The organism is Streptomyces sp. NPDC002845 (genome assembly GCF_053591955.1).
The window spans coordinates 169,555-189,918 of record NZ_JBSFUU010000008.1; the positions used below are offsets into that span (position 1 = coordinate 169,555).

The window sequence follows — 20,364 nt, forward strand, 5'->3', positions numbered from 1 at the left end:
CTCAGCGGGACTCCAGGAAAGTCAGCACGGCGAGAACGCGGCGGTGATCGTCGGTGTCCTCCGGCAGCCGCAGCTTGCCCAGAATGCTGCGCACATGCTTCTCGACGGTGCCCTCGGTGACCCACAGCCGCTTGGCGATGCCCGCGTTGGAGCGGCCCTCGGCCATGAGGGCGAGGACCTCGCGCTCGCGGTTGCTGAGGACGCTCAGCGGGTCGTCGCGGCGCTGGGCGGCGACCAGCTCCTGCACCAGGGACGGGTCGACGACCGAGCCGCCCCTCAGGATGCGCTCCAGGGTCTCGATGAACTCGTCGACCACCGTGATCCGGCTCTTGAGGAGATAGCCGACGCCGCGGCCGCCGGCCAGCAGTTCCAGGGCGTCGTCGACCTCGACGTACGCGGACAGCACGAGGATGCCCAGGTCCGGGTGGCACTCGCGGATGACGCGGGCCGCCTTCAGTCCCTCGGTGGACTGGCTCGGCGGCATCCTGATGTCGATGATCGCCAGGTCGGGGGGCTCGTTGTCGACCAGCTCCAGGAGGCGGACGGCGTCACCTGCCTGGCCGGTCACCTCGTACCCGACCCGCTCGCACAGACTGGCCAGTCCCTCCCTCAGCAGGACGTCGTCGTCCGCGAGAACCACCCGCCTGCGTATGGGCCGCTGCTCTGCGTCCATGTCGCCCCCCGTCCGCTCTGCCCGATCCGCTGCGGTGCGCCGGCAACAGCCTGCCGTAACCGGCCACTTACGGCTAGCAGGAAGAAGGGTTGGGGGGTGGCCCTGACGACACGGAAACGTTTCGGCGGGATGCTCGAACCCAGTGCAGACGCAACAGCCGCGGCGCACACCGCACGACGGAACCGCCGCCCCTGGAGCCGGACGGATGCCTCTCCGTCCGAACCGGCCGCCCGGAACGTACGCAACGTCACCAAGTCCATGACTCCCCCCTTGAATGGACTGCCACCGCGTACGCCCCGGGCGGCCCGCCGCACGTCCGGGCGTCTCCGGACGGACGAGTCTGCCCGGGCGGGTGTGTCCGGGCGCGCCTCCTCCCACGCGCTCCTCACGCGCGCGTGGAGGGCGGGCTCCTCCTACCTTCAACGCGTCGTACTTCGTAGCTCTCCTCACGCGCGCGTGGAGGGCGGTGTCACCGGAAGGCGTACCTTCAGCGTGGTACCGCTGCCCGGTGGGCTGGTGACGCTCAGCCGGCCCCCGATCGCCTCGACGCGGTCGATGAGGCCGATCAGGCCCGAGCCCTTGCCCGGTTCCGCTCCCCCGACACCGTCGTCGCGGATGGTCAGTTCCACGGTGCCGCCGTGTTCCCGTGCCTCGACGCTCACCACGCTCGCGCGCGCGTGCTTGACGGCGTTGGTGAGGCACTCGGAGGTCACGTAGTACGCGGCGACCTCCAGCTGTTCCGGCAGGCGGCCCGAGGACAGCCGCAGGTCGAGGTCGACGGGGACGGAGGAACGGCGGGCCAGGGCGCGCAGGGCGGGGCCCAGGCCGCCTCTGGAGAGGATGGCCGGGTGGATGCCGCGCGCCACCTGGAGCAGGTCCTGGAAGGCGTCGTCGAGGCCCTTGCCGACGTGGGTGAGCTGCTGGGCGAGTTCGCAGGAGCGGTCCTCCAGCATCGACTCGGCCGTCCGCAGGTCGAGCCGGAGGGAGACGAGGCGCTGCTGCACACCGTCGTGGAGATCGCGTTCGATCCGGCGCCGGGAGGCATCCCCGGCGGCCACCACGCGCGCGCGTGAAGCCGTCAGCTGGGCGCGGCTGTCGGCGTTGGCGATGGCCGTCGCGATGAGTTCGGTGAAGGCGGCGAGCCGCGACTCGGTTCCGCCGGGCAGCGGCTCCAGCGGCGAGGAGGCGACGACCACACCCCAGAGCCGACCGTCGACGACGATGGGCGCCCCCACCGAGCGGCCCACGCGGGCGGCGCGTCCGGTGCCGGCCACGGTGAGCGCGGTCTCCTCGCCCTCGGCCACCGCCCCGTGGGCGGTGCCCAGGACGGTGACGGAGCTGTCGGACCCGTACCTCAGCACGGCCGCGGCCCCGGTGCCCAGCAGTTGCCCGACCTCCTCGGCGACCGCCTGGAACAGCTGCTCCGGGGGGACGCCGCGGGCCACCAGGGTGGCGACCCGGCGCAGCGCCTCCTGTTCGCGGGCAGCCCGGTGGCTCTCGGTGACGTCGCGCGCGGCCCCGTAGATGAGGCCCTCCTCGGGTACGGGCCGGGCGCTCCACTGGAGCCGGCACTCGGTGCCGTCGTCGCGTATCCAGCGGTTCTCGAACTCCTCCACCTCGGCGCCGCTCGCGAGCCGTTCGAGGGCGGCACGCGTGCGTGCCCGGTCCTCCTCGTGGACGAACTCGATCATCGGCTTGGACAGGAGCGTGTCGCCCGGATGGCCGAGGGTGCGCTCGAAAGCGGGGTTGACGCGCTTGAAGTAGCCGTCGACGCCGCTGATGCAGAGCAGGTCGAGGGAGAGGTTGAAGATGCTCTCCAGTTCCTGTTCGGCCTTCCTGCGCCTGCCGTGCGCCGCCGCGAAGGACGCCATGGTGCCGTTCATGCCGCCCAGCAGCTGGGCCCAGGTGCCGTCGAACGCGGCGACGTCGGCGCAGTGTTCGAGCCGGCCCACGTCGATCGCGGTGTTCATGGCGCGGATCTCGTCGGCCAGGCGCTCGGTGGTCACCCGCAGTTCGCGGAAGGTGTCGGCGACGTCGCCGAGTTCGTCGCGGCCCGCGTAGCGGATGTCGTACGAGAGATCGCCGTACGACAGGGCCCGGGCGCCCGCGGAGACCTCGCTGAGCGGGCGGTCGATCGAGCGCCGCAGGGCCAGGGCGAGGACGGCGACGACGCCGAGGACGGCCAGGGAGACGGCGAGGTCGCGCACCACTCGCGTCTGCGCGGTGCTCAGGTCGCGGGCGGCCTGGACGGCGAGGTCGCGGGCGGCTCGGGCCTGGAGGCCGCGCAGGGAGTCGATACGGGCCTCGGAGTCGGCCAGCCAGCGGTCGTACGACGGCCTGCCGGCGCCCCCGGGGTCAGGTGCGGCGAGCGCGTCACGGACCTCACGGACGGCCCTGCCGGGGGCCTGGAAGCGCGTGGTGAACAGCGCGGCCCTCAGCTCGTCCGACGTGTTCTGCCGGAACACGTCCAGCTGGGCTTCTTCCAGCGCGGGCCAGCGGCCCGCGGCCGTGGGGCGCTCGTCGGCGGGCTCGGAGAACAGGATGGCCAGCTCGGCCCGCTCCCGCTCGGCGGCCTCGATGGCCTCCAGGAGCGCGATGTGGGCGTCGGCGGCGCGGCCCGACGCCCTGGTGGGGCGCCCGGATTCGAGGTCGGCGGCGGTGTCGAGCACGGTGTCCGCGATGCCCTCGTACCCCGTCGTCACGGCCCGCGCGGTCAGCGAGCCGGTGCCCGTCCGGACCCGCAACGCGTGCAGCCACCGGCGCACGGCGGCCAGGTCACCGGCGACATCGGACTCCGGCCAGGTGGCGGCGCGTTCGACCGCCTCCTCCAGGGCGCGGCCGGTGGCCCGCTCGGCCTCGGCCCGCTCTCCCAGGGTGACCGGTCCGGGGCGCAGCCGGGCCTGTACGGCGGCGATCCGCTCCCGCGCCACGGCGTCGGATACCGCGGTGGTCGCGAAAGACACCTCGGTCGCGCGCCGGAAGTCGCGCAGGGTCCGCGCCTCTTCCCACTGGGTCACGGCGCCGAGGGCGGTGAAGGCCAGGAGCACGGTCACCGGCAGCAGCACCAGCAGCATCAGCTTGGGGCCGACCCGCAGGCGGGCGAGGAACGGGGTGCGGCGCACGGCAGGAGAACGGCGCATGATCACCCGTCACGGGCCGGCGGGCGGACGGTGCCGGTGATCCGCCGGGTCCTTGTCGTTGGCCTCGGTCATGCGCACCACCTCGTCGGGGCCCAGCAGGAAAGCGAGGAAGCGCCGTACGCCGTCCCCGTCGGCCGTGCGGTACGTGTGGCGGTCGATCGGATCACCGGCCCTGCTCCCGCAGCTTGTTCAGGATGCCGGTGAACTCCCCGGCCGTCCACGCGTTGTTCATGCCTCGCCGCATCCGTACGCCCGCCCGCTTCGGCACCGACGGCCGTACGGCCCGGGGCCGAGCCCGGCTCCGTACGGCCGTTCATGGCCCGCTCTCCGGGTAGCCGTCGTGGGCGGCCAGGTCCTCGTCGATGGCCCGGACCGCCTCGTCCAGCGTCTTCTTGACCGGGGCCTCGCCGAAGACGATCTCGGCGAAGGCGCGCGCGAAGGCATCAGTGATCGCCGGGTACGCGGGGGTCTGCGGCCGGGGCCGCGCGACACCGCCGCGCAGCTGCTCGATGAACAGCCGTTCGGCGCCGTTCTCGCCGTACTTCGGCGAGAGCCTCACCGCGCTGTTCGTCGCCGGGATGGCGCCGTTGGCCTCGCTCATCCGGTGCACCTGCTGGGGCGTGAGCAGGTACTCGAGGAAGCGCCAGACCGCGTCGCCGTCGGCGGCGCCCGAGGTGACGCCCCACTGCCAGGAACCCATCCCGGTGACGGTGCCCTTGCCGAAGTCGGGCAGCGGGACGATCGCGACGTCCCCGGGGAAGGCCTTGTCGTACGGGCCGTACATCCAGTGCCCCACCCAGGAGATGGGGGTGCGGCCCTCGACGAACGCCCTCGGTGGGCCCTCACCCAGGTCGACGAACCCCGCCTTGGCCCAGTTCTGCACGGTGGTGAGCGCCCGGACGGACTCGGAGCTGTTCAGGAAGCCATCGGCCGTGCGGAACCCTTCGGGGTCGATGAGATCACCACCCGCCGACCACACGGTCGGGGCGAACCCGTAGGTGTGCCACTCCGGGACGAACTCCGAGGGGACGAGCTGCAGGTCGAGGGGCGTCTCGTACCCCTCCGCGCGGAGCTTGCGCAGGATGCCGGTCAGCTCGTCGGCGGTCCAGGCGTCGTCGATGCCCCGCGGGATGCGTATGCCGGCCTTCTCCAGGACCGAGGGGCGCACGAACAGCCCCATCCCGGAATCGAAGGTGCCGACGCCCCACAACCGCCCGGCGTACGTGCCCTGTTCCCGGATCGAGGGCAGCAGATCGTCCCGGAGCTTCTCGGGCACGCAGGAGTCGATCGGCTTGAGCTTGCCGGACCACGCGTAGTTGTAGAGGTGCGGCCCGTCGAAGTCGAGCAGGTCGGGCAGGTCGCCGCTGGCCGCGGCGGACAGGACGAGCTCGGTGTACGGCCGCCCTTCGGGCAGGGTGACCAGCTCGACCTTCACCTGTCTCTGCGCCGCGTTGAACTCCTCGACCTGGCCCTGCAAGGTGCTGAGTTCACCGCCCTGTCCCGCGTGGAACCACACCGTGATGCGCTCGGTGCCCTCGATCCTGCCGTCGCAGGTCGTGTCGCTCCGCGCGTTCCTCCCCCTGCCCTCCACGTCGTCCCCTTCACCACCGCCGCATCCCGCCAGCAGCAGAACGGCGGCCAGCACCCCCGAGACGAGGGCACGACGGGTCCGACGCATTCCGATGTCCTTGTGCAGCGGCTCCATCGCACGCCCCCCACTCGACCGGGCTCTCAGGCCTCCCCAGGGCAGCGCATGCTACCCCCCGTGACACACCACCAGCGCTGCGTCAGTGCCGACGGGTCTCTTCGGCACAGGACTTCAGCGCATCCCAGCCAGCGGTACACCACGCGCACCGATACTTTCCGGCTAGCTGGAAAGCGCATCCACCAGCGGCTTGGGACCCTGTCAGCATGTCCACGCGCTGTCTTCTCGTCGATGACAGCGCCCGGTTCCTGGAGGCCGCGCGTACGTTGCTGGAGCGCGACGGGCTACGTGTCGTCGGTATCGCCTCCACGGGCGCGGAAGCGGTCGCACGAGCCACGGAACTGGTGCCGGACGTCGTCCTGTTGGACCTGGAGCTCGGCGGCGAGAACGGCCTGGAGCTCGCGGCGGAGCTCGCGCGTACCGTCTCCTCCGTCATCATCCTCATCTCCACGCACTCTCCGGACGACTTCCAGGAACTCGTCGCCGCCGGCCCGGCCCGGGGTTTCCTGCACAAGTCGTCGCTGTCGGCACGGGCGATCCAGGAGCTGCTGGGGCCGGAGCCGGGGCCTCCGGCGTCTTGAGGAGCCACGGAGTGTTGTGTCCCAGGTGTTGTCGGGACTTGATCAACACGCTTCAATGCGGGAGGGCTTGAAGCCATGAACGGCCTGCGTACGGGGGTGAGCGAGCCCCGGCGCCCGCCAAGCCCCCCGATCGACCACGCGCGCACGATCCGACCAGCCGTCGCGCCCCGTCACAGAAAGGCCCCTGGATGCGGCACGGCACAGAGCACGCGGACCACGCGGACGTCGCCACGACGGAACTGGAGACCGCCCTGCGGGGCGGCCCCTTCCATGTCGCGCTGCGCGCCGCGATCGCCGCGCGCGGGCTGCCCTTGCAGCGCGTCCAGCACCACTTGTCGCGCCACGGGGTCAAGGTCGGCGTGACGAGCCTGAGTTACTGGCAGCAGGGCGCCCGGCGCCCGCAACGCCCCGAGTCGCTGCGCGCCGTACGCGCCCTGGAGGAGATACTCCAGCTTCCGGACGAGTCCCTGATCCGGCTGCTCACCCGGGCCGAGGAGCACTCCGGCCGGGAATGCCCCGCGGGCCGCTCGTACCGTTCCCTGGTGGAGGCCTCCGGTGTGCGGGAGCGGCTCCTGGCCGAGCTGGAATCGCCGTCCGACGGGGGACTGCACACCATCGGGCACCACGAACGCGTCCGCATCGGCGCGCGCCGCGAACTGCTCGCCCGTGACTCCCACCGCATCGTCCGCGCCCACAAGGACGGCGTGGACCGCTATGTCGCCGTCCACCAGGGCGACCCCGGGTGCGCGCCGGAACGCATCGCCGTACGCGCCCTGGAGAACTGCCGTACGGGGCGCGTCCGTTGGCACCACGACACCGGGGTCCTCGCCGCCGAGCTGCTCTTCGACACCCGGCTCCACTCGGGCGACATGTTCCTCTTCCGCTACGCCTTCGACGACGGCACCGCCGGCGCGTCCAGCGAGTACGTCCGTGGCTTCAGCGGCCCGGCCGGGCAGTACACCCTCCAGGTGTGCTTCGACGAACAGGCCCTCCCCGCGCGCTGCCACCGGTTCACCCAGCACTCGGCCGCGGCCCCGCGGAGCGGCCGCCAGGAACTCCCCCTCAGCGCCCGCCACCGCTCCGTGCACCTGGTCGAGTCGCGGGTGCGGTCGGGGATGCTGGGGATCGGGTGGGACTGGGAGTGACAGCCCGGCGCCGGTAGTCGTGATCATTCCGTACGGGACGGTGAACTTACTGCCGGGGTTCTGCTCCCGGTGGAGCATGGAGACGTAAAGGTTTGCGTAAACGCTTGCGCAAGCGTTTACGCAAACGTTTGCGTCCATCGTCGAATGCGGTACCTTCCCTCCAAGCAGTCCACAACGACAGGCCGGGGAGGGAACCGCATTGGCGACGATGGTCGATGTCGCTCAGCACGCGGGCGTGTCCGTGGCGACCGTCTCGCACGTGCTGAACAACACGCGTACGGTACGGCCGCGGACCCGCCAGGCGGTGCTCGACGCCATCGAGGCACTCGGCTACACGCCCAACACCCTGGCCCGCTCCCTGGTCACGTCACGGACGCGGTCCATCGGGCTCGCGGTGTCGGCGATCAGCAACCCGTACTTCACGGAGATACTGCAGGGCGTGGAGGCCGGAGCCCTGGAGCACGGCTACAGCCTCCTCATCGCCGACCCGCACGACGAGCCGGAGCACGAGCGAAAGGTCGTCCGGCTGCTGCACGAGCGGCGTGTGGACGGCATGATCGTGGCGCCCTCGGCCGACCCCGGCGAACTCCTGGGCTATCTCGGGCAGCACAACGTCCCGACCGTGTTCCTGGACCGGCTGGTCAAGATCCCCGCCGAGCACCCGTTCCGCTTCGACCAGGTCTGCGCCGAGAGCGCCGAGCCGATGATGCGACTCGTCACCCACCTCGCCGACCTCGGCCACAAGCGCATCGGTCTGGTCGCGGGCCTGCCCGGGCTCAGCACCACGGCCGAGCGGATCACCGGCTACCGGCACGGCCTGGCCGCCGCCGGGCTCCCGTACTACGAGCACCTCGTGGCGCACGGCGACTCCGACGCCCGGGTGGCGCACCGGGCCACCGAAACCCTGCTCTCCCTCGCGGCGCCGCCGACGGCGATCGTCACCGGCAACAACGCGATGACCATCGGCGCCCTGCGCGCCCTGGACGAGCGGCGTCTGTCCGTGCCGGGCGACATCGCGCTGGGCTGCTTCGACGACTTCGCGTGGGCGGACCTGTTCTCGCCCCGGCTCACCGCTATCGCCCAGCCCAGCAGGGAGATCGGGGCCGAGGCCGTACGGTTCCTCCTCGAACGGCTGGCCTCGCCGGACCGCCCCGGCCGCACCCTCAGCCTCCCCTGCACATTCGTCCACCGCAGCTCGTGCGGCTGCCCCCAGAACTCCGAGAAGGGAACCGTCTCGTGATCGTCGTCGCCGGTGAGGCTCTGATCGACCTGGTACCGCAGGGCGCGGGCGCGCTCGTGGGCCTGACGCCGGCGCGCGGCGGCGGCCCCTACAACACCGCCGTGGCGCTCGGCCGCCTCGGCTCCCCCACGGCCTTCTGCTCCCGTGTCTCCCGCGACGCCTTCGGCGAGGCCCTGCTGGACGGGCTGCGCACGGCGGGCGTCGACGTGGCAGCCGTGCAGCGGGGCACGGAGCCGACGACCCTCGCCGTGGCCTCCATCGGTGAGGACGGCTCGGCCGCGTACTCCTTCTACGTCGAAGGCACCGCCGACCGTCGGTTCGAGGTTCCCGACCGGCTCCCCGAGGGCACCAGGGCCGTGTCCTTCGGTACCTGCTCGCTCGCCCTGGAGCCGGGCGCGAGCGCCTACGAGGAGCTGATGCGGACCGCGGCCGCCCAGGGCGTGTTCACCACGCTCGACCCGAACATCCGGACGGTCCTGATCCCCGACGCGGACGCCTACCGGGCACGGTTCAAGAGCTGGCTGCCGTCGGTCTCGCTGCTCAAGCTCTCCGAGGAGGACGCGCAGTGGCTCGGCGGCACCCCGCGCGAGTGGCTGGCCTCCGGCCCCTCGGCGGTCGTGGTCACGCTCGGCGGCGACGGCCTGACCGTCTTCACCCGTAGCGGAGCGGTGCACTCCGTCCCCGGTGAACCGGTCGACATCGTGGACACCATCGGCGCCGGCGACACGGTCAACGCCGCTCTCCTGCACGGCCTGGCCACGCGCGACGCCCTGTCCCCCGCGGCGCTGGAGGCCCTCACACCCGACGACTGGACCGACCTCCTCCGCTTCGCGGCCCGTGCGGCAGCGATCACCTGCTCCCGAGCGGGCGCGGAACCGCCGTACGCGGCCGAACTGGGCGACCTGTAGCGGGCGTTGAGTCAGCGCGGGCCCCGAAGCCGGTCGGCGTAGGCGGCGCGGCGTCGGCTGCTGGTGGAACGTGCGGCGCCCCGCGGGGAGTTCCCGCGGGGCGCCGCACGTTCTGCGAATGTTTCCGTCCTTACGAGTCCTTGTCAGGCTGTCAGGCCTTGCGTGCTCTCGCGGTCTTCTTCCCGGGGGCCGTCTTCTTCGCCGTCGTCCTGGCGGCGACCGTCCTCTTGGCCGCGGCCTTGCGCGGGGCCTTCACGGGCTCCGCATCGCTGATCAGTTCGGCGCCCAGGATCTCGCGAAGGAACTTGCCCGTATGGCTGGTCGGCACCCCGGCGACCTGCTCGGGCGTGCCCTCGGCGATGACGAGGCCGCCGCCGGCGCCGCCCTCGGGGCCCATGTCGACGACCCAGTCGGCGGTCTTGATGACGTCGAGGTTGTGCTCGATGACGATGACCGTGTTGCCCTTGTCGACCAGGCCCGCCAGCACTCTGAGGAGCTTGCTGATGTCCTCGAAGTGCAGACCGGTGGTCGGCTCGTCGAGGACGTAGACCGTGCGTCCGGTGGACCGGCGCTGCAGCTCACTGGCGAGCTTGACGCGCTGGGCCTCACCGCCGGACAGGGTGGTCGCGGACTGGCCGAGGCGGACATAACCGAGGCCTACGTCGTTGAGCGTCCTGAGGTGGCGGGCGATCGCGGGGACGGCCTCGAAGAAGTCCATGGCCTCCTCGATCGGCATGCTCAGGACCTCGGAGATGGACTTGCCCTTGTAGTGGACCTCCAGGGTCTCCCGGTTGTAGCGGGCGCCGTGGCAGACCTCGCACGGGACGTAGACGTCCGGGAGGAAGTTCATCTCGATCTTGATCGTGCCGTCGCCCGAGCAGTTCTCGCAGCGGCCGCCCTTGACGTTGAAGGAGAAGCGGCCCGGCTGGTAGCCGCGGACCTTCGCCTCGGTCGTCTCGGCGAACAGCTTGCGGATGTGGTCGAAGACGCCGGTGTACGTCGCCGGGTTGGACCGCGGGGTGCGGCCGATGGGCGACTGGTCGACGTGCACGACCTTGTCGACGAGGTCGTCGCCGTCCACGCGCGTGTGCCGTCCCGGAACGTTCCGGGCGCCGTTCAGCTCGCGCGCCAGGTGCGTGTACAGGATGTCGTTGACCAGTGTCGACTTGCCGGAGCCGGACACCCCGGTGACGGCCGTGAAGACGCCCAGCGGGAACGACACGTCGATGTCCTGCAGGTTGTTCTCGCGGGCACCGTGCACGGTGAGCTGCCGGGACGGGTCGAGCGGACGGCGGATGTCGGGCAGCGGAATGGCTTTCTTGCCTGCCAGGTACTGTCCGGTATGCGACTCGTCGTTGGCGAGCAGCTCCTTCAGGGAGCCGCTGTGGACGACCTTGCCGCCATGTTCACCGGCGCCGGGGCCGATGTCGACGATCCAGTCGGCGGTCTTGATGGTGTCCTCGTCGTGCTCGACGACGATGAGCGTGTTGCCCATGTCGCGCAGCCGGACGAGGGTCTCGATGAGCCGGTGGTTGTCGCGCTGGTGCAGCCCGATGGAGGGCTCGTCGAGGACGTACAGGACGCCGACGAGCCCGGAGCCGATCTGGGTGGCCAGGCGGATGCGCTGGGCCTCGCCGCCGGAGAGGGTGCCGGCCGCGCGGTTCAGCGAGAGGTAGTCGAGGCCGACGTCGACCAGGAACCGCAGCCGTTCGTTGACCTCCTTCAGCACGCGCTCGGCGATCTTCTTGTCGCGGGCGTTGAGCTTCAGCTCGCCCAGGAAGTCCGCGCAGTCGCTGATGGACATCGCGGAGACCTCGGCGATCGACTTCTCCATGATCGTGACCGCGAGGACGATCGGCTTCAGGCGCGTGCCCTCACAGGTGGGGCAGGGCACCTCGCGCATGTAGCCCTCGAAGCGCTCGCGACTGGCGTCGCTCTCGGCCTCGCTGTGCCGCCGCTTCACGAAGGGGACGGCACCCTCGAAGGCCGTGGTGTACACGCGCTCGCGCCCGTACCGGTTGCGGTAGCGGACCTCGATCTGTGTCTTGTGGCCGTGAAGCAGGGCCTTCTTGGCGCGCTGCGGAAGACCGGCGAAGGGGATGTCTGTCCGGAATCCCAGCGCGTCCGCCAGGGCTCCGATGAGGCGGCCGAAGTAGTCCTTCGTGTGGCCGTGCGACCAGGGGTGGATGGCGCCCTCGTCGAGGGACTTCTCCTCGTCCGGGACGATCAGCTCGGGGTCGACCTCCATGCGCGTGCCGATGCCGGTGCAGTCTGGGCAGGCGCCGAAGGGCGAGTTGAAGGAGAAGGAGCGGGGCTCCAGCTCCTCGAAGGACAGGTCGTCGTACGCACAGTACAAGTGCTCCGAGTACATGCGCTCGCGCTCGGGGTCGTCCTCGGGGAGGTCGACGAAGTCGAGCACGACCATGCCGCCGGACAGGCCGAGGGCGGTCTCCACGGAGTCGGTGAGGCGGCGCTTCGCGGAGCCCTTGACGGTGAGGCGGTCGACGACCACCTCGATGGTGTGCTTCTCCTGCTTCTTCAGCGTGGGCGGCTCGGAGAGCTGGACGGTCTCGCCATCTACACGCGCGCGTGAGTAGCCCTTGGTCTGGAGGTCGGCGAAGAGGTCGACGAACTCGCCCTTGCGCTCGCGCACCAGCGGCGACAGCACCTGGAAGCGGCTCCCCTCCGGCAGCTCCAGGACCTTGTCGACGATGGCCTGCGGCGACTGGCGCGCGATGGGGCGGCCGCACTGGGGGCAGTGCGGCTTGCCGATGCGTGCGAAGAGCAGACGCAGGTAGTCGTAGACCTCGGTGATGGTGCCGACCGTCGAGCGCGGGTTGCGCGAGGTCGACTTCTGGTCGATGGAGACCGCCGGGGACAGGCCCTCGATGAAGTCGACGTCCGGCTTGTCCATCTGGCCGAGGAACTGGCGGGCGTACGAGGAGAGCGACTCCACGTAGCGGCGCTGGCCCTCGGCGAAGATCGTGTCGAAGGCCAGGGAGGACTTGCCCGACCCGGACAGGCCCGTGAAGACGATGAGCGAGTCACGAGGCAGGTCGAGCGAGACGTTCTTCAGATTGTGCTCGCGCGCGCCACGGACGATGAGACGGTCGGCCACGCCGGTCCGCACCTTTCTTGAGAGAAGTGACAGGGGCGGGGCCCCCGTCCGTCACAGACTAGGGGGAGCCACTGACAGCGCCGGTTCTGTTTCCCCGTTCCACAACAATCCCGGGCCCTCCAGCATGCCCGACGCCACAGCCGACCCTATAGCACTCACATTCGATTTACGGTGCCGTTCAACCACCTTCACCCGAAGGTGTGGCGGGGTTAGGGTCGGCCTCATGTTGGATCACGCGCGCGACCTGGCATCTGTACATGACGCGACCGAGCGGCTCCTCACCGCAGCCGCCAAGCTGGACAACGCCGCCGTGGCCGAGCCGTCACGGCTACCGGGCTGGACCCGCGGCCACGCCCTCGCCCACCTCGCCCGCAACGCGGACGCGCTCGTGAACGTCCTCGAAGGGCGCCCCATGTACGTCTCCGGGGAGGCCCGGGACGCCGACATCGAGCGGGACGCTCCGCGGCCACTGGACGTCCAGCTCGCCGACGTACGGGAGAGTGCGGGGCGCTTCCACGACGCCGCCTCGGTCTCCGCGGACTGGTCGCGCACCGTGGAGCTGCGCAGCGGGGTCACGGACACCGCGGCCGGGGTGCCGTTCCGGCGCTGGATCGAGGTGGAGCTCCATCACGTGGACCTGGGCATCGGGTACGAGCTGGAGGACCTGCCGGAGGAGTTCGCACAGCGCGAGATCAACTTCCTCGCCGACCGCTTCCGCAACCACCCCGGCGTCCCCGCGCTGCTGATCAAGCAGGACGACGGGCGCCTGATCCCCACCGGAGCCGTCGGGCGGGTCTCCGGCGAGCAACTCGACAGCGGCTACAAGCCACCGCATCCCGAGCTCACGGTCAGCGGCCGCCGGGCCGACGTCCTCGGGTGGCTGGCGGGCCGCCGCGAAGGCACCGCACTGCGTGTCGACGGAGGGACGCTCCCCGCGCTGCCCCCGCTGTAGACGGCCGCGACCTGCTCCCCGTACCGCCTCCGTCCTAGACTGGCCGTCATGACGTACAGCGGAGCGGTGAAGGTCGGCGGCCCGGCGGATGTGCACGAGCTGCAGGGCCTGATGATCTCCAAAGTGGCGGTCGGCCCGATGGACAACAACGCCTATCTGCTGCGTTGCCGGGCCACGGACGAGCAGCTGCTGATCGACGCGGCGAACGACGCCGGCACGCTGCTCACGCTGATCGGCGCCGACGGCATCGCGTCCGTCGTCACCACGCATCAGCACGGAGACCACTGGCAGGCGCTCGCCGAGGTCGTCGCGGCCACCGGCGCACGCACGTACGCGGGACGGGACGACGCCGAGGGCATCCCGGTGCCGACCGACGTACGCGTCGACGACGGGGACACGATCCGGGTGGGGCGCGTGGAGCTCACCGCGCGTCATCTCGTGGGCCACACGCCGGGTTCGATCGCCCTCGTCTACGACGACCCGCACGGCCACCCGCATGTGTTCACCGGGGACTGCCTGTTCCCCGGAGGCGTGGGCAACACCCGTAAGGATCCGAAGGCGTTCGCCAGCCTGATCCACGACGTGGAGACGAAGATCTTCGACGTGCTCCCGGACGAGACCTGGGTGTACCCGGGCCACGGCAACGACACCACCCTGGGTGCGGAGCGCCCGCACCTGCCGGAGTGGCACGCGCGGGGCTGGTGAACCGTCTGGCGCCGGGCGGCAGTTGATGAATCTCCCAGCGTGCGACGCGGAGTTCGCGCCCTTGTGCGCCCCGTGTGAATCGAACACACGCGTTGGCGCCCCGCACGCGCTCCCGGCGCGCTCAATGGTGCAGTCCACTGGAAGCAGTCCCGCACAGGATGACGGCACCTGTGCGGAACGGGCCGCCGGCCTCCTCAATCCCCGCCCTCGGCCGGCGGCCCTGCCCGGCCTCCGACGAGTGTTCACAAAATTGCAACACACGTTCCCACTATGCGGACAATTGCCGTTGTGACCTCGACAAACAGGACGCCGCACTGTCACTCTCCCGCCATGCGTCCTGCCCATCGTTCTCCGCGCGCCCTGCGCCGCGCCGCAGCCACCGCCGCCGTCGCCCTGCTCTCCGTCGCGGTGGGCTGTGCCCCTCAGCCCGAGGAGGACGCCTCCGCCCAGGCCTCCGGCTCCGCCGACCAGACCTGCGCCGAGGGCGAGTTGAGCACCGAGGCATCCGGCAAGCTGACCATCGCGACCGACACACCGGCGTACGAGCCCTGGTTCAGGGACGACGACCCGGCGAACGGCAAGGGCTTCGAGTCGGCGGTCGCATACGCCGTGGCGGAGCGGCTCGGCTACGACAAGGGGGACGTCGTCTGGCAGACCGTGCCCTTCAACAAGGCTTTCGCGCCCGGTGAGAAGACCTTCGACTTCAACATCAACCAGGTGTCGATCAGCGACGAGCGCAAGAAGGCCGTGGACTTCTCGTCCGGCTACTACGACGTACGCCAGGCCGTCATCGCACTGAAGGACTCCGAGGCCGCGAAGGCGACGAGCATCGCGGACCTGAAGGACGTGAAGCTGGGCGCCCAGGTCGGCACCACGAGCCTCGACTACATCAACGACGTGGTGCGGCCGGAGCGGGAGCCCGCCGCGTACGCGAAGAACGACCAGGCCAAGTCCGCCCTCCAGAACGGCCAGGTCGACGCCGTCGTGGTCGACCTGCCGACCGCCTTCTACATCACGGCGGCCGAGGTGACGGACGCGACGATCGTCGGGCAGTTCGAGAACCGGGGCGGCACGCCCGAGCAGTTCGGTCTCGTCCTGGACAAGGGCAGCGCGCTGACCTCGTGCGTCACGGCCGCCGTGGACGCCCTGCGCGAGGACGGCACGCTCGCGGCGATCGAGCAGGAGTGGCTGTCCGACGCCGTCGACGCCCCGGTGTTCAAGTGACGGTCGTGAAGGACGAGTCCGGGCAGGACGACCCGGGCGACACGCACGGCAAGGACGGCAAGGACGGCAAGGACGGCGCGTACGTCCCGTCGCGGCGGCGGATCGACCGGGAGCGACTCAAGCGTGCCCGCGCCCGCCGCGCGACGGCGATCGCCGCCCTTTCCACCCTGGTCACGGGCGTCGTCCTCTACCTCGTCGTGGTCAACGCACCCGGCTGGCCGCGCACCAAGGAGACGTTCTTCAACGCGGAGTACGCGCGCGAGGCGTTGCCGAAGGTCCTCGAAGGGCTGTGGCTCAACGTCCGGCTGCTGCTGATCTGCGGCGTCGCGGTGCTCGTGCTGGGCATGCTGATCGCGATCGCGCGCACCCTGCGCGGCCCCGTCTTCTTCCCGCTGCGGGTGCTGGCCGCCGCGTACACCGACTTCTTCCGCGGACTGCCCCTCATCATCAATTTGATGATCGTGGTTCTTGGTGTACCGGCGCTGCGCCTCCAGGGCATCACCGTCGACCCGGTTCTGCTGGGCGGTACGGCGCTGACGCTGACGTACTCGGCGTATGTCGCCGAAGTGTTCCGCGCCGGCATCGAGTCCGTGCACCCCTCGCAACGCGCGGCGGCCCGCTCGCTCGGGCTCACCAACCGGCAGGCCCTGCGATTCGTCGTCCTCCCCCAGGCGGTACGCCGCCAGGTGCCGCCTCTCCTCAACGACCTGGTGTCACTGCAGAAGGACACCGGGCTCGTCTCGATCGGCGGCGCCATCGACGCGGTGCGCGCCGCCGACATCATCGTGGGCCGCAGCCTCAACTACACGCCGTACATCGTCGCGGGACTGGTCTTCGTCGCGCTGACCATCCCGATGACCCGCTTCACCGACTGGGTCACGGCCCGGATGGACCGGCAGCGGGCGCAGGGAGGGAATCTGTGAGCGACACCCCCGGCGGCTCCCCCGTGCTTCGCATGGAGTCCGTCCGCAAGACCTTCGGCGGTTCGGTCGTGCTGCGGGACGTCGACCTGAAGGTCGCCCCGCACACGGTGACCGCGCTGATCGGCGCCTCCGGGTCCGGCAAGTCGACGCTGCTGCGCTGCGCCAACCTCCTTGAGGAGATCGACGACGGTGCGATCTGGCTGGACGACGAGGAGATCACCGACCCGCGGGTCGACCAGGACGCGGTACGCCGCCGGATCGGCGTGGTCTTCCAGGCGTACAACCTCTTTCCGCACATGACGGTCCTGGAGAACATCACGCTCGCTCCGCGCCGCGTGCACGGCATGGGCCGCCCGGAGGCCGAGGAGCGGGCTCGTGAGCTGCTGGAGCGCCTCGGGCTCGGCGACAAGGCGGGCGAGTACCCGGACCGGCTGAGCGGCGGTCAGCAGCAGCGGGCCGCGATCGTCCGCGCGCTGGCCGTACGTCCCCGGCTGCTGCTCCTCGACGAGATCACCGCCGCACTCGACCCGGAGCTCGTCGGTGAGGTCCTCACCGTCGTACGGGACTTGAAGGGCGACGGCATGACCATGGTGCTGGCCACGCACGAGATGGGCTTCGCCCGCGAGGTCGCGGACCAGGTCTGTTTTCTGGACGGAGGCGTGGTCCTGGAGCGCGGTACCGCCGAGCAGGTCTTCGGGAACCCGCAGCGGGACCGTACGCGGCGCTTCCTGCGACGGATCACGGAGGCGGGGCGGCTGTAAGGGGCGTGTGCATGGTCGGCGGGACTTACGCCTCGGCCTGCGCCACCCCTGCCAGCGCGGCCACCCGCTCCACGCCGAACACGTACCCCTGCACACCGCACCCCGCGATGACCCCGTCGGCGCGCAACGAGACGTACGAGTGGTGCCGGAACGCCTCGCGCTGGTGGATGTTGGAGATGTGCACCTCGATGACGGGAAGACCGTCGCAGGTGTTGAGCGCGTCCAGAATCGCGACCGACGTGTGGGAGTAGGCACCGGGGTTGATGACGATGCCCGAGTGGTTCAAGCGCGCCTCGTGGATCCAGTCGACCAGCTCACCCTCGTGGTTGGACTGACGGAAGTCCACCGTGCCGCCGTGCGCGGCTGCCGCCTTGGCGCACAGGGCCTCGACGTCGGCGAGCGTGTCGGAGCCGTAGATCTCGGGCTGGCGCTGGCCGAGAAGGTTCAGGTTCGGCCCGTTGAGGATCATGATCGGGGCATTGGCGAGGGTGCGGGGCACGGTTCCTCCGGTCCGGTCGGCTGGGTCGGCCCGTTCAGGACCGCTGCTGTACTGCCGCTGTGCTGCTCAGCCCCGGTTTATCACGGTGCACCGACACCGCGGGTCTCCATACCCTCCCGGCATGACGACACCCGCCTGTCCTCCCAAGCCCTCCCCCGGCGACCGCATAGCCGTGATCTCACCGTCCAGCGGACTGGCGGGACTTCTCCCCCTCCCGTACGAGCTGGGCCTGGAGCGGCTGCGCAAGGACTACGGCCTCGAACCGGTCGAGTATCCGGCGACCCGGAAGATGGGCTCGACACCGAGGGAGCGGGCCGACGACATCCACGCGGCGTTCGCCGATCCGAGCATCAAGGCGGTCATCGCGTCGATCGGCGGCGACGACCAGATCACCGTGCTGCCGCTGCTGGACCGGGAGTTGATCCGCGCGAACCCGAAGCCGTTCTTCGGGCGAGCGAAAATACCAACCTGCTCATGTATCTGCGCAACACCGGGATCGTCGGCTACCACGGCGCCACCGTGATGGCCGAGCTGGGCCGCCCCGGCGCCATGCACCCGATGACCGCCGACTCCCTGCGGGCCGCGCTGTTCACCTCCGGCGAGTACGAGTTCAGGCCCGCCGACCGCTGGCGCGACGTCAGCCGTGACTGGGCGGACCCGGCGACCTTCGGCTCGGAGCCGGAGACCCGGCCGGGCACCGGGGGGACCTGGGTCGATCCGGGCCGGGTGGTGGAGGGCCGCAGCTGGGGCGGCTGTCTGGAGATCGTGGGCCGGCTGCTCATGGCCGACCGCGAGATCCCGCGCGACCTGACGGTGTACGACGACGGGGTGCTCTTCCTGGAGACCTCGGAGGAGATGCCGAGCGGCCAGGAGGCCTTCCGCACCCTGCGCAACATGGGCGAGCGAGGGCTGCTCGGGCGCTTCTCCGCGCTCCTGATGGGCCGTCCCAGGACATGGGACTTCGAGCGCCCCAACAGCCCCGAGGAGGCCGCCCGGTACGCCGCCGAGCAGCGCGAGGACGTGCTGCGCGCCATGCGGATGTACGCCCCCGACACCACGATCGTCCTCGACGTGGACCTCGGGCACACCGATCCCCAACTCGTCGTCCCCTATGGGGGTGTGATCCGCGTGGACGGTCCCGCCCGGCGCGTCACGGTGACGTACTGACGGCACACGAGCCCCCGCGCGCCCCCGTAACCCGTGGTCACCGTGGGTAGTTGACGCGGCATGCACGATACACACACCGTGAAGACCCCACCCTCCATGCTGCGGCTCGCGACCGCCTCCCTCGCCGGGACGGCGATCGAGTTCTACGACTTCTTCGTGTACGGCACCGCCGCGGCGTTGGTCCTGGGGCCGCTGTTCTTCCCGACGTTCTCGCCGGTGACGGGGATGCTCGCGGCCTTCGGGACGTTCGGGGTCGGCTTCGTCGCGCGTCCCTTGGGCTCGATGCTGTTCGGGCACATCGGTGACCGGCGCGGGCGGCGGCCGGTCCTCGTCGCCTCGCTGCTGCTGACCGGCGCGGCGACGGTGGCGGTCGGCTGCGTGCCGACGTACGACACGATCGGTGTGGCAGCTCCCCTGCTCCTTCTTGTGCTGCGTTTTCTGCAGGGGCTCGGGCTCGGCGGAGAGTGGGGCGGGGCGGTGCTGCTGACGGCGGAGCACGCGCCCGTCGAACGGCGCGCGCTGTGGGCGAGCTTCCCGCAGGTCGGGCCGGCGGTGGGGTTCCTGCTGGCCAACGGAGTGATGCTGGGGCTGTCGGCGACGCTGACGGAGGCCCAGTTCGCGGCGTGGGGTTGGCGGGTGCCGTTCTGGGCGGCGGGGGTGCTGGCCGTGGCGGGGCTGTGGCTGCGCTCCTCGCTCGCCGAGAGCCCCGATTTCCTCGGAATCGACGACCACGCGCGCGTGCCGCTCGCCGAGGTGGTGCGCGGCCACTGGCGGCTCGTCCTGCTGACGGCCGGGGCGCTCGCGGTCGGGTACGCCGTGTTCTACGCCGTGACGACCTGGTCCCTCGCCTACGCGACCGAGCGGCTCGGAGTGAGCCGTACCAACATGCTGACCTGCATCATGGCCGCCGTGGTGGTGAAGGGCGCCCTGACCCCGCTGGCGGCCCTCCTGGGTGACCGCTTCGGGCGGCGGCCCATGTGCCTGACGGGCTGCGCGGCCGCCGCGCTGTGGATGTTCCCGATGGTCGCGCTGCTGTCCACGGGCGAACCGCTGCTGATGTTCCTCGGCTTCCTGGTGGCGATGCTCTCGTTCATCACGATGTTCGCCGTGATCGCCGCGTACCTCCCTGAGCTGTACGAGCCCCGGGTGCGCTGCACCGGCGCCGCCGTGGGCTACAACCTCGGCGGGGTGCTCGGCGGCGCGCTGACGCCGATCGTGGCGACGGCGGTGGCCACGGGAGAGGGCGTTCCGTGGGGCGTGGCCGCGTATCTGACGGCGATCGCGCTGCTGAGCCTGGGGTGCTTCACGCTGCTGCCGGAGACCCGGCCGGTGCGGGTGCCCGCGGCGGAGCCTGCCACGGGGTGACGGCAACATCTCGCGAGCGCACCGGGGCCGGACTGCGCGAGCTCGCTCGTCTCCAGCAGGTCGCAGTCGGCGTAGACACGCTCACCGGTGCACAGCGCACCCAGCTGCTCCGCCGGCTTGGTTCGTGCGCCCCCCTGGGCCGGGGAACGCGCTCAGGACCCAAGCAGGCACCGGGAGCGGGGGGGGGGGGGAGTGGGCCCCCCCCCCCCCCGGGAGGGGTGTTGAGACCGCCCACCCGGGCAGGCGCGCGAGATGGGG

The 20,364-nt window shown here is 70.9% G+C and carries 15 protein-coding genes and 1 pseudogene; 11 read left to right on the forward strand and 5 right to left on the reverse strand.

Annotated features, from left to right (window positions below):
• Position 1 precedes the first annotated feature (1 nt).
• From ACWD3C_RS08300 to ACWD3C_RS08310, 3 genes are all read right to left on the reverse strand, one after another.
• A complete protein-coding gene (locus ACWD3C_RS08300) occupies positions 2-673 on the reverse strand; it encodes a response regulator transcription factor (protein WP_451141392.1) in 672 nt (223 codons plus the stop codon).
• A gap of 446 nt (positions 674-1,119) precedes the next feature.
• Positions 1,120-3,813, reverse strand: a complete 2,694-nt coding sequence (locus tag ACWD3C_RS08305; RefSeq protein ID WP_451141394.1) for a PAS domain S-box protein — start codon at positions 3,811-3,813, stop codon at positions 1,120-1,122.
• Positions 3,814-4,126: 313 nt separating this feature from the next.
• Positions 4,127-5,491, reverse strand: a complete 1,365-nt coding sequence (locus tag ACWD3C_RS08310; RefSeq protein WP_451141396.1) for a sugar ABC transporter substrate-binding protein — start codon at positions 5,489-5,491, stop codon at positions 4,127-4,129.
• A gap of 233 nt (positions 5,492-5,724) precedes the next feature.
• Between ACWD3C_RS08310 and ACWD3C_RS08315 the strand changes: the two genes are divergently transcribed.
• The 4 genes from ACWD3C_RS08315 (at position 5,725) to ACWD3C_RS08330 (ending at position 9,392) form a co-directional block, all read left to right on the forward strand.
• On the forward strand, positions 5,725-6,099 hold the full coding sequence (locus tag ACWD3C_RS08315; RefSeq protein ID WP_451141398.1) for a response regulator: 375 nt from the start codon (positions 5,725-5,727) through the stop codon (positions 6,097-6,099).
• A 188-nt stretch (positions 6,100-6,287) separates the two neighbouring features.
• On the forward strand, positions 6,288-7,244 hold the full coding sequence (locus tag ACWD3C_RS08320) for a hypothetical protein (protein WP_451141400.1): 957 nt from the start codon (positions 6,288-6,290) through the stop codon (positions 7,242-7,244).
• Between the two features lie 199 nt (positions 7,245-7,443).
• Complete coding sequence (locus tag ACWD3C_RS08325; protein ID WP_451141402.1) at positions 7,444-8,484, forward strand: LacI family DNA-binding transcriptional regulator; 1,041 nt, start codon at positions 7,444-7,446, stop codon at positions 8,482-8,484.
• The gene (locus ACWD3C_RS08330) at positions 8,481-9,392 is read left to right on the forward strand and encodes a carbohydrate kinase family protein (RefSeq protein ID WP_451141404.1); all 912 of its coding nucleotides are present in this window, start codon (positions 8,481-8,483) and stop codon (positions 9,390-9,392) included. The genes ACWD3C_RS08325 and ACWD3C_RS08330 overlap by 4 nt, the downstream gene beginning before the upstream one ends.
• Positions 9,393-9,543: 151 nt before the next feature.
• Here the strand turns inward: ACWD3C_RS08330 and uvrA are convergent, their stop codons facing one another.
• On the reverse strand, positions 9,544-12,510 hold the full coding sequence (uvrA, locus tag ACWD3C_RS08335; RefSeq protein ID WP_451141406.1) for an excinuclease ABC subunit UvrA: 2,967 nt from the start codon (positions 12,508-12,510) through the stop codon (positions 9,544-9,546).
• Positions 12,511-12,733: 223 nt separating this feature from the next.
• Between uvrA and ACWD3C_RS08340 the strand changes: the two genes are divergently transcribed.
• The 5 genes from ACWD3C_RS08340 to ACWD3C_RS08360 all read left to right on the forward strand — a co-directional run bounded on the left by ACWD3C_RS08340 (position 12,734) and on the right by ACWD3C_RS08360 (position 17,075).
• Entirely contained in the window at positions 12,734-13,462 is a 729-nt protein-coding gene (locus ACWD3C_RS08340; protein ID WP_451141408.1) for a maleylpyruvate isomerase family mycothiol-dependent enzyme, read from the forward strand.
• Between the two features lie 48 nt (positions 13,463-13,510).
• On the forward strand, positions 13,511-14,167 hold the full coding sequence (locus tag ACWD3C_RS08345; RefSeq protein WP_451141410.1) for an MBL fold metallo-hydrolase: 657 nt from the start codon (positions 13,511-13,513) through the stop codon (positions 14,165-14,167).
• Between the two features lie 330 nt (positions 14,168-14,497).
• Positions 14,498-15,391 (forward strand): ABC transporter substrate-binding protein, encoded by an 894-nt coding sequence (locus ACWD3C_RS08350; protein ID WP_451141412.1) that lies wholly within the window; start codon positions 14,498-14,500, stop codon positions 15,389-15,391.
• Positions 15,388-16,314, forward strand: a complete 927-nt coding sequence (locus ACWD3C_RS08355; RefSeq protein WP_451141414.1) for an amino acid ABC transporter permease — start codon at positions 15,388-15,390, stop codon at positions 16,312-16,314. The genes ACWD3C_RS08350 and ACWD3C_RS08355 overlap by 4 nt, the downstream gene beginning before the upstream one ends.
• Positions 16,315-16,346: 32 nt before the next feature.
• Positions 16,347-17,075: an amino acid ABC transporter ATP-binding protein gene (locus ACWD3C_RS08360; protein ID WP_451141436.1), complete on the forward strand. Its 729-nt coding sequence runs from the start codon at positions 16,347-16,349 to the stop codon at positions 17,073-17,075.
• 25 nt (positions 17,076-17,100) lie between these two features.
• Here ACWD3C_RS08360 and aroQ read toward each other — a convergent pair whose 3' ends face one another.
• Positions 17,101-17,574: a type II 3-dehydroquinate dehydratase gene (gene aroQ / locus ACWD3C_RS08365; RefSeq protein ID WP_451141416.1), complete on the reverse strand. Its 474-nt coding sequence runs from the start codon at positions 17,572-17,574 to the stop codon at positions 17,101-17,103.
• A 121-nt stretch (positions 17,575-17,695) separates the two neighbouring features.
• Between aroQ and ACWD3C_RS08370 the strand changes: the two are divergent.
• Both ACWD3C_RS08370 and ACWD3C_RS08375 read left to right on the forward strand, forming a co-directional pair.
• Positions 17,696-18,741, forward strand: a pseudogene (locus tag ACWD3C_RS08370) (S66 family peptidase).
• A gap of 96 nt (positions 18,742-18,837) precedes the next feature.
• Entirely contained in the window at positions 18,838-20,106 is a 1,269-nt protein-coding gene (locus tag ACWD3C_RS08375) for an MFS transporter (RefSeq protein ID WP_451141438.1), read from the forward strand.
• Positions 20,107-20,364: the final 258 nt, after the last annotated feature.

Excerpts from the sequence above, each read along its gene's own strand:
- ACWD3C_RS08300 (WP_451141392.1), bottom strand. The coding sequence starts at position 673 with ATGGACGCAGAGCAGCGGCCCATACGCAGGCGGGTGGTTCTCGCGGAC.
- ACWD3C_RS08305 (WP_451141394.1), bottom strand. The coding sequence starts at position 3,813 with ATGCGCCGTTCTCCTGCCGTGCGCCGCACCCCGTTCCTCGCCCGCCTG.
- ACWD3C_RS08310 (WP_451141396.1), bottom strand. The coding sequence starts at position 5,491 with ATGCGTCGGACCCGTCGTGCCCTCGTCTCGGGGGTGCTGGCCGCCGTT.
- ACWD3C_RS08315 (WP_451141398.1), top strand. The coding sequence starts at position 5,725 with ATGTCCACGCGCTGTCTTCTCGTCGATGACAGCGCCCGGTTCCTGGAG.
- ACWD3C_RS08320 (WP_451141400.1), top strand. The coding sequence starts at position 6,288 with ATGCGGCACGGCACAGAGCACGCGGACCACGCGGACGTCGCCACGACG.
- ACWD3C_RS08340 (WP_451141408.1), top strand. The coding sequence starts at position 12,734 with ATGTTGGATCACGCGCGCGACCTGGCATCTGTACATGACGCGACCGAG.
- ACWD3C_RS08345 (WP_451141410.1), top strand. The coding sequence starts at position 13,511 with ATGACGTACAGCGGAGCGGTGAAGGTCGGCGGCCCGGCGGATGTGCAC.
- ACWD3C_RS08350 (WP_451141412.1), top strand. The coding sequence starts at position 14,498 with ATGCGTCCTGCCCATCGTTCTCCGCGCGCCCTGCGCCGCGCCGCAGCC.
- ACWD3C_RS08360 (WP_451141436.1), top strand. The coding sequence starts at position 16,347 with ATGGAGTCCGTCCGCAAGACCTTCGGCGGTTCGGTCGTGCTGCGGGAC.
- ACWD3C_RS08375 (WP_451141438.1), top strand. The coding sequence starts at position 18,838 with ATGCTGCGGCTCGCGACCGCCTCCCTCGCCGGGACGGCGATCGAGTTC.